We start from the raw sequence: 15,277 nt of genomic DNA on the forward strand, positions 1-15,277 counted from the left end.
GGCTCTCATTATCTAATTAGCGCTTAGTATTAGGCTTTAGTTAGCAAAAATTTAAGCATCAAAGCAATTAAGTGTAAGACTTTGATGAGACAGAATTGGTGCGGAGTGGTAGTTCAGTTGGTTAGAATACCGGCCTGTCACGCCGGGGGTCGCGGGTTCGAGTCCCGTCCACTCCGCCACTACTTATAGGGGTATAGCTCCAACTGGCAGAGCAGCGGATTCCAAATCCGCGTGTTGGGGGTTCGAATCCCTCTACCCCTGCCACCTAAAAAGCACCGACTTATGTCGGTGCTTTTTTTATACAAGTATCACTCGATACACTGGCTTATTGATGGTTTTGGTGTGGCAGTTAGATCTGCGTGTTGGGGGCTGGGGCGCCAGTCCGCTGGGTCGCCAGCCCGGTCGAATCCCTCTACCCCTGCCACCTAAAAAGCACCGACTTATGTCGGTGCTTTTTTTATACAAGTATCACTCGATACACTGGCTTATTGGTGGTTTTGGTGTTTATGAGTAAGAACACTTATTAGTCGTTTTTGGCGACGAATTGGCTTGGCCCAGTCGTATTAGGCTGATGACTAAAACAGAGTTCATAAGTGAAGGCGGTGGTATGCTTGGTGTCTTCTCCGCTTGTATGTTTATATTCCACTTCAACAATCACTCGTTGGTAGCCCGCGCCTTCAAATTGATCGATCTGCGCTAATCTCGTTGAAAGATCGTCAGCTTTAAATAACCAGCCTTTTACTCTGTCCTTTGCGTTATCACTTAACTCGATCCCTGGGTGCCCTGCTGCCGATCCCCAGCCACGGTCGGTGCGTATTGCTTGTATGCTGGCTTTGTGCCAGCTCCCTTTCATATCAGCGAGCAGGTGGTGGTTCTCTTCGTCTGGACAAAGAGTACCGTAAACAAATAGATTATTGAGCATAGGCGTCGCTCCATGAATACACCTTGTTATCATTGCTTTTCTATCCTATCTCTGACATCAAGTGTGCGGCAAGTGATAAGGTGTGTTTATCACTTGTATTTAGGCATTAACGATCGCAAAATCGGCGCCCGATGTAGGGGCAACCTATACTTTCAGTGGTGAGCTTTATGGTGGTAATTAAGTAATGAAACGACGTATTGGCAAGGTAGTGGCCTGGGGAAGCGCCATTTTAGTCCCAACGGCCATAGTGGGTGTCAATGGTTACTTTACTGTCCCCGATGGGTCACAGTTACACACTGTCTCTGGTATTTATCGCCAATGTGTTGATTATACCCATTCATTACCGCTGGATGAACAAGGCCATTTCTCTTTGCTGGTTTGGAACATTTACAAACAGCAGCGGCCACAATGGGATACAGCATTGACGCAGTATCGAGATCCGCATCGTCTTATGCTATTACAGGAAGCGAGTTTTGGCCCTCAACTCGCGCGCTGGATTACACAGTCATCACTTCATTATGATCAAGCCTATGCGTTTGCGATGCAAGATGCGGTCGCTGGGGTTATGAATCTTTCTCAGGTTAATCCTCTCCATAGCTGCGCTTATACAGCGGTAGAGCCCTATTTACGCTTGCCCAAAAGTGCACTGTACAGTGAGTATCAGCTTTCCAATGGTCAGCGACTGGCTGTGGTCAATATTCATAGCATTAACTTCACTTACGCGATGGCGGCTTATAAAAAGCAATTAGCAGCGCTTGAGCAAGCCTTGTTACGTGTTGATGGACCGATTATCTTGGCAGGGGATTTTAATACGTGGTCGCAACGGCGATTAGAAGCAGTCAGAGCGATGGTGTCGCGTTTGTCTTTACAAGAAATGCATTTTCAACCGGACCAGCGGATGACTAAGTTTGGGCTGCCTTTGGATCATATATTCTATCGCGGATTGACCGTGGAGCAGGCCAGTGCGATTGATAATGGTGCCTCCGATCATGCGGCGATGGAGGCACAACTTAAGGTGCTAGGGTGAGCGCTCGTCGCGTGTGATGCATTAACCCATAGCTGTAATGGATTAACTCACAGCAATGATGATCGCCCAGCCACCGAAAACAGCTACCCAGGGGAGAGTGGCGACAACAATGGCTTTACCTTGATTTAATGGTGTCCAGGTACCAATAGCGGTAATACTGAGGACCCAGTACCATGGTAGGAGCAAGGGTAAACTGGCTGCCCAGGCTGTCCAGGGTGATGTCAGCGGTAGCTTGAGCAGGCCATTCAGACTATTGAGATCAGCATGAGCCGGAAGGATAAAGCTCGGTGCGAGTGTCATATTGGTATAGCTTGCTAAATCACCAATGACTGCCGGCAGGAAAATAAAGCAGGATGCCGCTAACCAGTGACGATAGCCAAAGTTAGGTGCCTCTTGCTTGGTGGATAACCGGAACCAAAGGGCTAAGGCAAAAATTACCGCGGCACGACCAAACCAATCCCCCAATACTTCAGAGGCTAGGAGTGTTTCTCGTTGTAACCACTTTTCCGCTTCTGCTTGAGGCATGGACAGCTGTTGAGCCAGTGCTTGGTGAAGGGTTGATACATCCGTGTGATCAAAATAAGCACTCCAAAACGCAATCGCGCTCAAGCACATTAGTAAATAAGCAACCCAGCCCCACGCTGGTCGTTGACTTAGTGCGGCGAAACACGCACTTGGTCGGAGTACGGTGTCACGTAAGGCATAAAATGGATTGGTTGAGGCTTGCATCATGAGCCACTACTCCGTGAAATATCAATATGAAGCGTCAACTGTTGCCCCGGTTGGATATATGCGTTCTGGCGCAGTTGGTTCCATTTGATTAAATCTGACACGGATACCTTATATCGATGTGCAATCGTGCTCAGTGAATCACCTTGGCGAATACGGTAGGTGATTGTGCGAATACGTTGTGCATTGTTTTCTTTATCCCACACAACGAGCTGTTGACCAATGCTTAAGGTGTCGCGAGGACTCATGCCGTTCCACTTCGCGAGTTGGCGATAATCCACGTCATAACGACGCGCAATCGTCCAAAAACTATCTCCCTGACGTACTGTGTGAGTACGCTTATAACCATCACGCTCGGCAGCCTGCAAGGCGGCCAACCGTTGAGGAGCACTTAGCGTGTATTGAGACTCATCTTTGAGCGATACCGGGATCATTAAGCGTTGACCCACACGAATGCGTGATGAGCGTAACTGATTCGCGCGTTTGAGTACTTTTACCGTGGTATTATACTGGTCTGCTATCTCACTTAGGCTATCGCCCGACTTAACCGCATAGCGTTCGACACGAAGTCCCTGATTCTTATTTTTCGCGAGCTCGGTATTGAAGCGCGCCACCTTATCATTCGGCAGTAAAAGGTGAGTTGGGCCCGATGGAGACGTTGCCCAGTGGTTATAGGCTGGATTAAGGCTTTGCAGTTCTGACACAGTCAAACCCGCATAGTTAGCTGCTAACGCGAGATCCATTTGCATACCCGGATCGACCATGGTTAACACTGGCTGGTTAGGGATTTCAGGGAGATCTAAACCGTATTTGTTTTTATTGCGCAGCACGTCACCCAGTGCGATGAGTTTGGGCACATAACTGCTGGTCTCTTTAGGAAGGTCAAGGTGCCAGAAATCGGTCGGTTTTCCGCGCTGCTCGTTACGTCGGATCGCTCTTGATACGCGCCCTTCGCCGGAATTGTACGCCGCGATTGCGTGTAACCAGTTGCCATCAAACATGCCGTGCAAGTACTCGAGGTAATCAAGTGCGGCATCGGTTGATTGGGCCACATCACGTCGGCCGTCATACCACCAGTTTTGTTCTAAGCCAAAGCGTCGCCCCGTAGCAGGAACAAACTGCCATAAGCCCGCGGCTCTACCATGAGAATAGGCAAACTGATCAAACGAGCTTTCAACAACAGGCAGCAGTGCCAGCTCGAGTGGCATATTACGAGCTTCTACTTTTTCAACAATAAGGTGTAAAAAGGGCGTCGCGCGCTCAGTCACGGTTGCGAGGTGATTAGGGTAGTTTAAATACCAATTTCGATACCGCCTCACCGATGCATTATTTGGGACAGGCAAGGAGAGTTGCATACTGATCCGCTGCCAAACATCCTCTTGTTTTTGCGGTGAGAGTACCGTGGGTTGGTTAGGTACCGCTTTCTCTGGTGTTACTGCGGTCTCTGTGGGCGCAGATGAAGCCTTCTGGGCCGCAATAGGAGACGCTTTGTGGGCGGTATCCGTGTCTTGAGCGTCACCCGTTGACTGACAGCCGCTCAGCAACAGTGTGCTCAATAAAACTAAACGGTACTTCATGGCATAAAAACCTTCGTCCAAAATAGCCGATGATGATAGGGGCTGGTCTCACTGATGACAAGAGACTCAGCTCAAAATTCGTCCTTCCACTGACGTAAGGCGCGGAAAACTTCTAATTCAGTGTTATCTTGCGCACGCCTGCTGACCGCTTGAATCACGCTTGGCTCATGAATGCGCAAAAACGGATTGATACGTTTTTCGCGTCCAATGGTGCTCGGTAGTGTTTGTTTTTCCTGAGCGCGTAAGCGGTTGACTTCTTCGCGATACAAATGGAGATCATCGTTTTCAGGTTCGACAGTGAGTGCGAAGGCAACATTGGCAGCGGTATACTCGTGGGCGCAATAGACCTCTGTTTCAATCGGCAAGGAGGCTAGCTTCTTAAGCGAATTTAGCGCTTGTGCTGCGGTGCCCCCAAGCAAGCGGCCACAGCCAGCAGAGAATAGCGCATCACCACAAAACAGCTTCCCATCGCCAACAAAAGCGATGTGATCATCAGTATGTCCTTCAACTCCGACCACTAAAAATCGATGATCGAAAACATCAATCTGATCGCCATCTCCCACTGCCATACTTAAGCGCGGGATAGGTTTGATTTCCGGTCCGATAACTTGGGCGCTGGGTGCGAAACGGACAAGCTCCTCAATACCATTCGTATGATCCCAGTGGTGATGTGTGATAAGAATACAAGACAGTGTCAACGTATTTGCTTTGAGATAGTCAATAACCTGACTTGCTTCACCGGGATCGACCACGGCGCATCGATTATCTTCACTAATAATGAGCCATATGTAATTATCGTTAAATGCAGGTATGCTTTTGACGTGAAGCATTGGGTTCTCCAGCGATAGAATGAGCCTTAATAATGAAACCAGCGCGCATTGAACATCAGTTTGACTATCCCTATACATGGGACCAGATTGCCTACGGTGATTGGGCGCGCACCCAATTGCAAACTCGGCTGGATGAGTGCCTGCCTACTTTATTCGGCTACCATTTGCTTAAATTAGGTGGATTAAGCTGCGAGCTAGTCAGTGAACAGTGTAACATTCAACACCAAGTCTGTGTCGATAAACACAATCCGATGCGTAACCTCACGGCTGCCCACTATGCCTTACCGTTTATCCAAAAGTCCTTTGATGTCTGTTTACTCGCACACCAACTTGATTATAGCGACGACCCGCACCGATTACTAAGAGAGGTCGATCGCGTGATGATTGACGATGGTTGTTTGATTCTTTCTGGCGTTAATCCAACCAGTCTCCTGGGGATAAAAAAGCTGATTAGAGGTCGACATCAGCGCCTACCTTGGGGAGGACGAATGTTTTCACCGCTGCGCGTCAAAGATTGGTTAAGTGTCATGAACTATGAAATCATTACCGCACATCAAATGGGTCTATGGCCAACACAACGCCCCAACGCTCGCCATGCGTGGGTTGAAAGTAGCGCCAGTATGATAACGCCCGCGTTAGGATCTATTTATCTTATTATGGCGCGCAAACGCAGTTATCCACTTAAACCGATTAAGCCCCGTTGGAAACTAAAGCAAGCGGTATCGCCGCTAGGGGGAGTTGTACCTAACGGCGGTTAGCGCACCATGCTTTTATGCAGGAGGCTGATAGCCTTCGTCTGTTTCGGTTGGTTGGTTAGCGGCTTGACGCGCGAGCTCATCACAACGTTCATTTTCAGGGTGACCGGCGTGGCCTTTTACCCAGTTCCACGTTATCTGGTGGTTGGCTGCCACCTGATCTAATTGCTGCCACAGGTCGGCATTTTTAACCGGCTTCTTATCCGCCGTTTTCCACTGGCGCTTTTTCCAGTTATGGATCCACTGGGTAATTCCTTGGCGAACGTATTGGCTGTCCGTGGTCAGAACCACTTCGCAGGAATCTTTTAACGCTTGTAACCCGACAATCGCGGCCATCAACTCCATGCGGTTGTTGGTGGTGAGGGTAAACCCAGCACTCAGCGTTTTTTCATGCTGCTTATAGCGCATTACCACACCATACCCCCCAGGACCTGGGTTACCGAGGCATGAACCATCTGTGAAAATTTCTACCTGCTTGGTCATCTTTGATACTATAGGCTATTCATCTGAGCCAAGTTTGACACAGTTATTGCCATGAAAGCGAATTACGATCGTCTCATCGTGTTAGATACCGAAACCACAGGTATGAACCGCGAAGGTGGGCCTCACTACCGAGGTCACAATATTATAGAAATCGGTGCCGTTGAGATTATCAATCGCAAACTCACCGGTCGGCACTTTCATGCCTATATCAAACCCACGCGCGCGATCGACCCTGAAGCGATTTCAGTGCATGGTATTACTGATGCATTTTTAGCAGATAAGCCTGCCTATACGCACGTGCATCAGGCCTTCGTCGACTTTATTCAAGGTGCTGAGTTGATTGCTCATAATGCGCCCTTTGATGTGGGGTTTATGGACCATGAGTTTAAAAACCTCGGGGTATCGGTGCGAACCAATGAGATTTGCACAGTCACAGATACCTTGGCAATGGCGAAGAAAATCTTCCCAGGCAAACGTAATAACTTGGATGTATTGTGTGATCGCTATGGCATTGATAACTCAAGGCGCACATTACACGGGGCTTTACTGGATGCGGAGATACTAGCTGACGTCTATCTGTTAATGACGGGTGGACAAACAGATTTATCCTTTAATGCAGGGACCGACACTGATAATGCAAGCCCAATGGCGCCGAGAACGGTTAAGCGTCAGAAATCGCTAAAGGTCATCCCTGCATCGGCCGATGAAATGAGTGCGCATGAAGCGCGGTTAGACTTTATTGAACAAAACGGCAGCTGTCTTTGGCGGCAGTAGGAGCAGGCATGAGAAAGCGGTGGTGGGCAGTTTGTTTTTGTTTCCCTTTATTGGCACACGCCAACGAGCAAGATATCCGGCTGCTGGAAAACCGCTTTCGCGTTGACCCCACGATTGAGCGTGCTGCGTTTGTCATTTATCGAGAAAAACCCAGCATGCCCGTGGTCTTGGTTCGGCCTGACGGAAGCAAATATTATGCATGGCGGCATCCCGATAATGTCTCTTGGCATCAAGAGGCTGATATGGACATTGTATCGATTAGCGATCCGATGCCCGGGCCGTGGCAAGCCATTGGTCGCGTTAGCCCTGATAACAAAGTGAAAGTGCTGAGCGACTTGCGCATGAAAGTGGAAGATTTGCCCAGTCGGCTTTATCAAGGTGAAGCGATTAAATTCACCGCACGATTAATGTTAGGTGATGACCCCCTTAATCTGCGAGACTTTATTCGGCGTGTGGATCTCACCGTTAGTTTTTCTGAGTTTGTTGACGATCCTGCCTCGCTTAATCCTGACCAACGTCCTCAGCCAAAATCACTCGGCCAGTTTAGTGATGATGGAACAGGGCTGGATGAAGCGCCTAATGATGGGATCTTTACTGTTTCGCTTCCTATTGATGTGATGCCAGGTAAGTATCGAGCACGTGTGACATCGGGAAATGGGATCTTCTTTCGTACCCTTGAGCAAGAAGTCCTCGTTTACCCGACGCCACTCATGGCGACTTTTAAGCAAAGCCAAATAGATGATGAGCCGCATCAGTTAACTATCCAAATGGAACAAGCTAGCATTGAGCCCGGCAGCGTGTCTGTTCATGCCAAGTTTACTGATACCGAAGGCAAGACAACGGTTTATCAAAAACATAGTGAGGAAAAGTCAGAGACACTCTCGCTCGATATTCCCTATGCGAGTACGCCTGGGCAATATAAATGGCGCTCAACACTATATGCGACAGACCAATTGTCGGGTCGCTCCCTGGTTTTCCCCTTACCAGAGCAAACTTTTGCTGTTACAGATTACGAAGCGCTAGAACAAGCTGAAGCAGAGCGCGAAGCGCGTGAGCAGGCAATGATGGAGGCCGCCGAGGCACGGAGACGAGAAAGAGAGCAGGCTGAAGCACGTACAACGTCTCTCATTATTATTGGCTTAGGTAATTTGCTTGTCATCTTGATTGGCGCCGCAACCTGGTTTGTGCTGAAAAAGCGTAAAGCACGAAAATTAGCTGAAGCCGCGCAAGAGCTTGAAGCTCCGCCACCAGATAAAGACGCGGAGTCAAAGGAGGCAAGTGAAGAGACGGATGAGCTGGATATCGATGGATCGAATAAAAATGTTTAGCCGTGGCGAATGATAAAATTTAGCCGTGGTTAATGATAAAAAAAAGAGAGGGAAATCCCTCTCTTTTAGCGGTACGCTCAAAATACAGTGCGGTTATGCCGCATTATGCATCTTGTTTTCTTTGACTGACGCGGCAGGTAACTCTGCAGGATCAAAGTCATCGACATTGATTGTTTCGAGTCGACCTTGCTCGGCTTCTCGCAGTAAGTCGGCTTCTTGCTCGGAAATGACGCCAGCGTGTAACCCTTTATCGGCTACTTGATCCAGGAACATGAACGGCAACTTCTCGCCAAGACCGTCACAGACCTTCTTATGGATAGGCTCAGCCTTGAGGATGTCATGCAACGCTTTCTCGATATTGCCGATCGCATTGCCTGGCTCAAAGAATTGGCCACGACCAATCCGGTCACGCGTCGCACTAGGTGATTGTAAAATCACTGCCAATTTACCATCCAGACGATCACCCGGCTGGCGGCGTCCTCTACCAAGAGGGAACACCAAGGCTCTTACTAACCCGGCAATCACACGATTCGGGAAGTTTGCGAGGAAACCATCCAATGCTTGCTCTGTTTGGTACATCGCGTCTTGCATGCCCCAATGAACCAAAGGAAGATCCTCGGTCTGGTAGCCTTCGTCAGCGTAACGCTTCATGGTCGCGGATGCTAAGTAGAGCTGGCTAAGCACATCCCCCAAGCGCGCTGATAAGCGCTCTTTACGTTTCAGGTTACCGCCCAATACCGCCATAGAGACATCAGCAAGCAGTGCCAGCGCAGAGCTGTAGCGATTCATCTGCTGGTAGTAACGACGTGTCGCGTCTTTGCGTGGTGCTTTCGAGAAACGTCCATCGGTTAAACCAAGCCAAAGGGTGCGAGCAACATTGCTAAATACAAAGCCGACGTGACCGAACAGTGCTTTGTCAAATGCTGCAAGTGCCGCTTGCTGATCGCTATTCTCGCTCGCACGAATCTCATCTAAGACAAATGGGTGACAACGAATCGCCCCCTGGCCAAAGATAATCATTGAGCGGGTCAGAATATTCGCACCTTCCACGGTGATAGCAATCGGTGAGCCCTGGTAATTCCGGCCCAAATAGTTTTTCGGCCCTAAACAGATGCCTTTACCACCAATAACATCCATCGCATCAATGACGCTCTGCTGGCTACGGTGAGTACAGTGATATTTGACGATTGCCGAGATAACAGAGGGTTTTTCGCCTGCATCAATCCCTGTCACGGTCAACGCACTCGCGGCATCCATAACATAGGCATTACCCGCGATGCGAGCCAGCGGCTCTTCGATCCCTTCCATTTTGCCAATTGGCAATTTGAACTGACGACGAATACGTGCGTAAGCGCCGGTTGCAAGTGCAGCCGATTTAAGCCCACCCGTGGTATTTGAAGGCAGCGTGATACCGCGACCAATAGACAGGCACTCCATCAACATGCGCCAGCCTTGACCGGCCATTTTTTGCCCGCCAATAATAAAGTCCATCGGAACAAAGACTTCGTTACCTTGAGTCGGGCCATTTTGGAAAGGCACGTTCAATGGGAAATGGCGGCGACCAATTTGCACACCTTCCATATCGGTTGGGATCAATGCGCAAGTGATGCCGAGCTCGTCTTGATCACCGAGTAAATGATCGGGGTCGCGTAGCTTAAATGCCAAGCCTAAGACAGTCGCTACCGGTGCAAGCGTGATATAGCGTTTGTTCCAGGTGATTTTCATTCCCAGGACTTCTTCACCGTTCCAAACGCCTTTGGTCACTACGCCGTAGTCTGGAATAGAGCCCGCATCCGAACCGGCTTCTGGGCTGGTTAATGCAAAACAAGGGATCTCCTTACCCTGGGCAAGGCGAGGGAGGTAGTGGTCTTTCTGATCCTCGGTACCATAATGCTGAAGTAGTTCACCAGGGCCGAGCGAGTTAGGAACACCCACGGTTGACGACAGTACACCAGAAACCCCCGACAGTTTTTGCAGTACTAAAGACTGTGCATATGCGGAAAACTCTAGGCCACCATATTGTTTTTTGATGATCATGGCGAAGAACTTATTGTCCTTCAGATACTGCCACACCTCTTCGGGAAGATCGGCAAGCTCGTGCGTGACCTGGTAGTCATCAACCATGCGACAGACCTCATTAACAGGTCCATCCAGGAAGGCTTGTTCTTCAGCGCTAAGTGTGGGGGCCGGAATATCATGCAATTTGTTCCAATCCGGGGCGCCGCGGAATAAATCGGCTTCCCACCAGACGGTGCCTGCGTCGATCGCTTCTTTCTCCGTTGCTGACATTTCTGGCATCACGGATTTAAAGGCTTTAAATGCAGGCTTACTCAGCCAATTGCGACGAAATGTCACAATATTTAGTGGTAGAGCAATGACGGCAAAAATTAACCAAGTAATTTGCCCCACACTCCCTATGACTGTCCCTACAACTAATCCGGCTGCCAGTACGGCAGTCGATACCAGCAACTTAGCACGATGGTATGCGAGTACGCCGGCCAGTATTAGCATGGCGACGATATATAACCCTGTTGCCATCACGTCATCTCCTTCGGTTTAATTAGGCTCTTACGCGTCGTGGTAAGAGGTCGTACCACTCAATGTAACCAAAAAATTAAATAATTGTAAAATCATACGGTGTGACCTGGCCTGCAAGGTCAGAAAATCTTCACTGCAGTTATTGCACAAATGGAAAGATAGGTTGCCATTCAAGCAAACGTGACCGAGCTCGCTTGCTGGATGATAACGGTAGTCGACAGCCCTAAAACGATACGGGTACACTGACAGTTGAACTGACTGATGCCTAACGGGCGTGATATTTGTTAACAGTGGGAAGGTGCCATGTACCAAGATCTTATTCGCGGTGAGCTTTCAGAAGCAGCCGATGTGTTAACCGCATTTTTGAGTGATGACAATAACATCCAGCAGATTGAAAAAGCGGCGACACTCCTTGCTGATAGTTTTAAGGCCAGCGGCAAGGTGTTGTCTTGTGGTAATGGTGGCTCACATTGTGATGCGATGCATTTTGCTGAAGAACTCACCGGGCGTTACCGCGAAAACCGTCCAGGCTACCCGGCGATTGCCATTTCCGATCCGAGTCATATTTCCTGTGTCTCCAACGACTTTGGCTACGAGTATGTTTTCTCCCGTTATGTTGAAGCCGTGGGTATGAAGGGGGACGTTCTGTTTGGCCTATCGACCTCGGGGAATTCAGGGAACATCTTAAACGCGATGGAAGCGGCTCAGAAAAAGGGCATGAAAACAATCATGCTAACGGGAAAAGATGGCGGCAAAATGGCCGGGCTAGCGGACATCGAAATTCGGGTTCCACACTTTGGTTATGCTGATCGCATTCAAGAAGTTCATATCAAAATTATCCATATTCTGATCCAATTGGTGGAAAAGGAAATGGCAGCATAATTCGCAGAGGTAGACGAAAGAATGTGTGAGTTGCTTGGCATGAGTGCCAACGTCCCTACGGATATCTGTTTTAGTTTTACCGGCTTAATTCAACGGGGCGGAAAAACAGGTCCGCATCGTGATGGTTGGGGGATTACTTTTTATGAGGGTAAAGGATTTCGTACCTTTAAAGATCCGGCCCCCAGCAGTCAATCTAAAGTCGCGGAGCTTGTAACCAGTTATCCGATCAAAAGCTGTTCGGTCGTTAGTCATATTCGTCAAGCGAACCGAGGCGGCGTGAGCTTGGAAAACACACACCCTTTTACGCGAGAAATTTGGGGACGCCATTGGACCTTTGCCCATAATGGCCAACTCTCTGGGTTTGAAAGTCTCGAGACGGGACATTTCAAACCCGTGGGAGAGACCGATAGTGAAAAGGCCTTTTGTTGGTTGTTAAACGAGCTGTTTAAGCATTATCCAAAGCAACCGGACAACATGTGTGAGGTGTTTGATTTTATTGCTTCACGCTGTGACCGACTGCGCGCGCTTGGCGTATATAATATGCTGTTTAGCGATGGCGATTATGTGATGGCGTATTGCACCAATAATCTGCATTGGATTACGCGTCGTGCGCCATTTGGTCGAGCGAGTTTGATCGACCAAGAAATGACAGTTGATTTTCACGAGCAGACAACGCCGGATGATATTGTTTCAGTGATTGCGACGCAGCCGCTGACCAACAATGAGAGCTGGCATAAGATGCAAGAAGGGGAGTACTGCGTGTTCCACTTTGGCGAGGTCTATTGCTCGAACCAAGCGAGCGTCGCCACATCATGATCGAACAGGCGCCGAGGCGCCTGTTCATCGCAATGCCGGTCAATCGTCAGCTGCATGGCCTGAAGGACCGAGTGGCTGATTGTCCAACCAAGCTTTCCCAGCTTCCATTTTAAGCCGTCCATCAATAAACCATTTAACCACTAATGGATAGATTCGGTGTTCTTGTTGTTGAACACGGGCGGCGACGGAATCAATCTCATCATCGGCAAAGATAGGGACGCGAGCTTGTAATATCACAGGCCCACCATCAAGTTCTTCCGTGACAAAATGTACCGACGTCCCATGCTCTTTGTCGCCAGCATCAATCGCGCGCTGGTGGGTATGTAGTCCCGTGTATTTAGGGAGCAGTGATGGGTGAATATTCAGCATCCGCCCTGCGTAATGGCTGACAAAACCTGGGGTTAAAATACGCATAAAGCCAGCCAATACCACTAAGTCGGGTTGATGAACATCGATAGCCCGAACCAAAGCCGCGTCATAGTCTTCGCGGCTGGCATACGCTGTATTAGCAACGACCTGAGCGGGAATATCGGCTTGCTCGGCACGTGTTAGGCCATATACGTTTGCTTTATTGGCGATAACAGCAACGATGCGTGCCTGATGCCCCTGATGAAACTGATCAATGAGCGCTTGCAGGTTTGAGCCACTACCAGAAATTAACACAACAATGCGTTTCATTCTGTGAGCTCCACTTGCGCTTCACTAGCGTTTGCATGGGCAATATGACCCAGTTGCCAAGCGGTTTCTCCTGCTTCATTGAGTAAAGCAATTGCTTTCTCTGCTTCGGTTTGTGGTAGCGCAATGACCAAGCCAACACCACAGTTAAACGTACGTAGCATTTCGTAATCGCTGACATTGCCTTTTTCTTGCAGCCAGTCAAAAATTGCAGGCCACTGCCAGCTGTTATTGTCGATCACTGCTTTTGTCCCTGCAGGTAATACGCGGGGAATGTTCTCCCAAAAACCGCCACCTGTGATATGTGACACCGCGTGGATTGAGGTTTGCTCCTGCAGCGCCAAGACAGATTTGACGTAAATACGGGTCGGTGCCAACAAATGTTCGATAAGCGGTTGACCGGCCAATGGCGTGCTGAGATCCGCTTGGCTCACATCGAGGATTTTACGGATCAGGGAATAACCGTTTGAGTGCGGACCACTGGACGCAAGGCCAATCAGTGCATCGCCATCGCCGACATTGCTGCCATCAATCAGCGCCGACTTTTCCGCCACCCCGACACAAAAGCCAGCGACATCATAATCGTCGCCACTATACATTCCCGGCATTTCAGCGGTTTCGCCGCCGATCAAGGCACAGCCGGCTTGTTGGCAGCCGTGTGCGATTCCGGTCACGACATTGGCAGCGACGTCGACGTCGAGCTTTCCTGTGGCATAGTAATCAAGAAAAAATAACGGCTCTGCGCCTTGCACAATCAGATCGTTGACACACATCGCCACCAAATCGATGCCAATTGTGTCATGTTTATTCGCGTCCAATGCAAGGCGTAGCTTGGTTCCAACGCCATCCGTACCAGACACCAGTACGGGCTCTTTGTATTTGGTTGGCAATGAACAAAGTGCACCAAAACCGCCTAGTCCTCCCATCACTTCAGGGCGATGTGTTTGTTTCACCACACCTTTAATACGATCGACCAGTGCGTTGCCGGCATCAATGTCGACACCTGCATCTTTATAGCTAAGAGATGATTGTTTACCGCTCACTGCAATTCCTCGCCGGAGTTGGAAATCAAAAGTCGGCGCTATTCTATCAGCGCATTCAGTGAAAGGAAAACGTTTGCGCGAGCAGTTTGGTGAGATTCTAAACGATATATCAAGCGCTATCTCTACGCTAGCAAATTACTTTCATGTATACTACCGAGAATTTGTTTTTTGTAAGGAGTCTAAGATGAAGGTCGTGGAAGTAAGGCACCCGTTAGTCAAACATAAAATCGGCTTGATGCGTGAACGTGATATCAGCACCAAGCGGTTTCGTGAGCTTGCCACCGAAGTAGGTAGCCTGTTGACTTATGAAGCCACCTCAGACTTCGATACAGAAAAAGTGACGATCGATGGCTGGGATGGCCCGGTTGATGTCGACCAAATTAAAGGTAAAAAAGTGACTGTGGTGCCTATCCTTCGTGCTGGACTCGGTATGATGGATGGTGTCTTAGAGCACGTTCCTGGCGCGCGGATCAGTGTCGTGGGTGTCTATCGTGACGAAGAAACCCTTGAACCTGTGCCTTATTTTCATAAGCTGGCGAGCAACATCGATGAGCGAATGGCCTTGGTCGTGGATCCGATGTTAGCAACCGGTGGCTCTATGATTGCGACGATCGATTTGTTGAAAGAGCAGGGCTGTCAGCAAATTAAGGTTTTGGTTTTGGTCTCAGCGCCTGAAGGGATCGAAGCACTGAAAAAAGCACATCCTGATGTGGAGCTTTATACTGCTGCCATTGATGAGAAGTTAGATGATAACGGCTATATTGTTCCTGGTTTGGGCGATGCTGGCGATAAGATTTTTGGCACTAAGTAACTTTTTGGCACTAAGTTACTAAGTAGCTAGGTCATTAAGTAACCAAGCCATTAAGTCGTCAGAAGCCAAGTAGCCAGACGCCAAGTC

At 49.1% G+C, this 15,277-nt stretch carries 15 protein-coding genes and 2 tRNA genes; 9 read left to right on the forward strand and 8 right to left on the reverse strand.

What is annotated here, in order from left to right:
- Positions 1-102 precede the first annotated feature (102 nt).
- Together HLG76_RS08300 and HLG76_RS08305 are read left to right on the forward strand one after the other, a co-directional pair.
- Positions 103-179 (forward strand) — tRNA-Asp (locus HLG76_RS08300).
- An 8-nt stretch (positions 180-187) separates the two neighbouring features.
- Positions 188-264, forward strand: a tRNA-Trp gene (locus tag HLG76_RS08305).
- 259 nt (positions 265-523) lie between these two features.
- On the opposite strand, the gene HLG76_RS08310 is transcribed toward HLG76_RS08305, so the two are convergent.
- Positions 524-922, reverse strand: coding sequence for a gamma-glutamylcyclotransferase family protein (locus HLG76_RS08310; RefSeq protein WP_021024170.1), 399 nt, complete (start codon positions 920-922; stop codon positions 524-526).
- A 184-nt stretch (positions 923-1,106) separates the two neighbouring features.
- On the opposite strand from HLG76_RS08310, the gene HLG76_RS08315 reads away from it, so the two are divergent.
- A complete protein-coding gene (locus tag HLG76_RS08315) occupies positions 1,107-1,949 on the forward strand; it encodes an endonuclease/exonuclease/phosphatase family protein (protein ID WP_077461649.1) in 843 nt (280 codons plus the stop codon).
- 42 nt (positions 1,950-1,991) lie between these two features.
- On the opposite strand, the gene HLG76_RS08320 is transcribed toward HLG76_RS08315, so the two are convergent.
- From HLG76_RS08320 to gloB, 3 genes are all read right to left on the reverse strand, one after another.
- Positions 1,992-2,681, reverse strand: coding sequence for a YIP1 family protein (locus HLG76_RS08320; RefSeq protein WP_254877659.1), 690 nt, complete (start codon positions 2,679-2,681; stop codon positions 1,992-1,994).
- Positions 2,678-4,255 carry a LysM peptidoglycan-binding domain-containing protein gene (locus HLG76_RS08325; RefSeq protein WP_175993457.1) on the reverse strand — a complete coding sequence of 526 codons (1,578 nt, stop codon included), beginning with the start codon at positions 4,253-4,255 and terminating at the stop codon, positions 2,678-2,680. Before HLG76_RS08325 ends, HLG76_RS08320 begins: the two co-directional genes overlap by 4 nt.
- Before the next feature lie 71 nt (positions 4,256-4,326).
- Positions 4,327-5,085 carry a hydroxyacylglutathione hydrolase gene (gloB, locus tag HLG76_RS08330; RefSeq protein ID WP_077577248.1) on the reverse strand — a complete coding sequence of 253 codons (759 nt, stop codon included), beginning with the start codon at positions 5,083-5,085 and terminating at the stop codon, positions 4,327-4,329.
- Positions 5,086-5,117: 32 nt separating this feature from the next.
- Here gloB and HLG76_RS08335 point away from each other — a divergent pair, with 32 nt between their 5' ends.
- A complete protein-coding gene (locus HLG76_RS08335; RefSeq protein WP_077577247.1) occupies positions 5,118-5,843 on the forward strand; it encodes a class I SAM-dependent methyltransferase in 726 nt (241 codons plus the stop codon).
- 12 nt (positions 5,844-5,855) lie between these two features.
- On the opposite strand, the gene rnhA is transcribed toward HLG76_RS08335, so the two are convergent.
- Entirely contained in the window at positions 5,856-6,323 is a 468-nt protein-coding gene (gene rnhA / locus HLG76_RS08340) for a ribonuclease HI (protein WP_021024164.1), read from the reverse strand.
- A 51-nt stretch (positions 6,324-6,374) separates the two neighbouring features.
- On the opposite strand from rnhA, the gene dnaQ reads away from it, so the two are divergent.
- Entirely contained in the window at positions 6,375-7,097 is a 723-nt protein-coding gene (gene dnaQ, locus HLG76_RS08345) for a DNA polymerase III subunit epsilon (RefSeq protein WP_021024163.1), read from the forward strand.
- Between the two features lie 8 nt (positions 7,098-7,105).
- Positions 7,106-8,425, forward strand: a complete 1,320-nt coding sequence (locus tag HLG76_RS08350) for a TIGR03503 family protein (protein ID WP_175993458.1) — start codon at positions 7,106-7,108, stop codon at positions 8,423-8,425.
- A 93-nt stretch (positions 8,426-8,518) separates the two neighbouring features.
- Here the strand turns inward: HLG76_RS08350 and fadE are convergent, their stop codons facing one another.
- Positions 8,519-10,963, reverse strand: a complete 2,445-nt coding sequence (gene fadE, locus HLG76_RS08355; protein ID WP_077661485.1) for an acyl-CoA dehydrogenase FadE — start codon at positions 10,961-10,963, stop codon at positions 8,519-8,521.
- Positions 10,964-11,266: 303 nt separating this feature from the next.
- Between fadE and lpcA the strand changes: the two genes are divergently transcribed.
- Positions 11,267-11,845: a D-sedoheptulose 7-phosphate isomerase gene (lpcA, locus tag HLG76_RS08360; protein WP_021024160.1), complete on the forward strand. Its 579-nt coding sequence runs from the start codon at positions 11,267-11,269 to the stop codon at positions 11,843-11,845.
- Between the two features lie 21 nt (positions 11,846-11,866).
- Positions 11,867-12,661 (forward strand): class II glutamine amidotransferase, encoded by a 795-nt coding sequence (locus HLG76_RS08365; RefSeq protein WP_077461644.1) that lies wholly within the window; start codon positions 11,867-11,869, stop codon positions 12,659-12,661.
- A gap of 39 nt (positions 12,662-12,700) precedes the next feature.
- Here the strand turns inward: HLG76_RS08365 and purN are convergent, their stop codons facing one another.
- Complete coding sequence (gene purN / locus HLG76_RS08370) at positions 12,701-13,339, reverse strand: phosphoribosylglycinamide formyltransferase (protein ID WP_021024158.1); 639 nt, start codon at positions 13,337-13,339, stop codon at positions 12,701-12,703.
- Entirely contained in the window at positions 13,336-14,379 is a 1,044-nt protein-coding gene (gene purM, locus HLG76_RS08375) for a phosphoribosylformylglycinamidine cyclo-ligase (protein WP_175993459.1), read from the reverse strand. Before purM ends, purN begins: the two co-directional genes overlap by 4 nt.
- A 184-nt stretch (positions 14,380-14,563) precedes the next feature.
- Here purM and upp point away from each other — a divergent pair, with 184 nt between their 5' ends.
- Positions 14,564-15,190, forward strand: coding sequence for a uracil phosphoribosyltransferase (gene upp, locus HLG76_RS08380; RefSeq protein ID WP_021024156.1), 627 nt, complete (start codon positions 14,564-14,566; stop codon positions 15,188-15,190).
- Positions 15,191-15,277 lie beyond the last annotated feature (87 nt).

This window comes from Salinivibrio sp. EAGSL, assembly GCF_013366455.1.
GTDB classification, from domain to species: Bacteria; Pseudomonadota; Gammaproteobacteria; order Enterobacterales; family Vibrionaceae; genus Salinivibrio; species Salinivibrio costicola.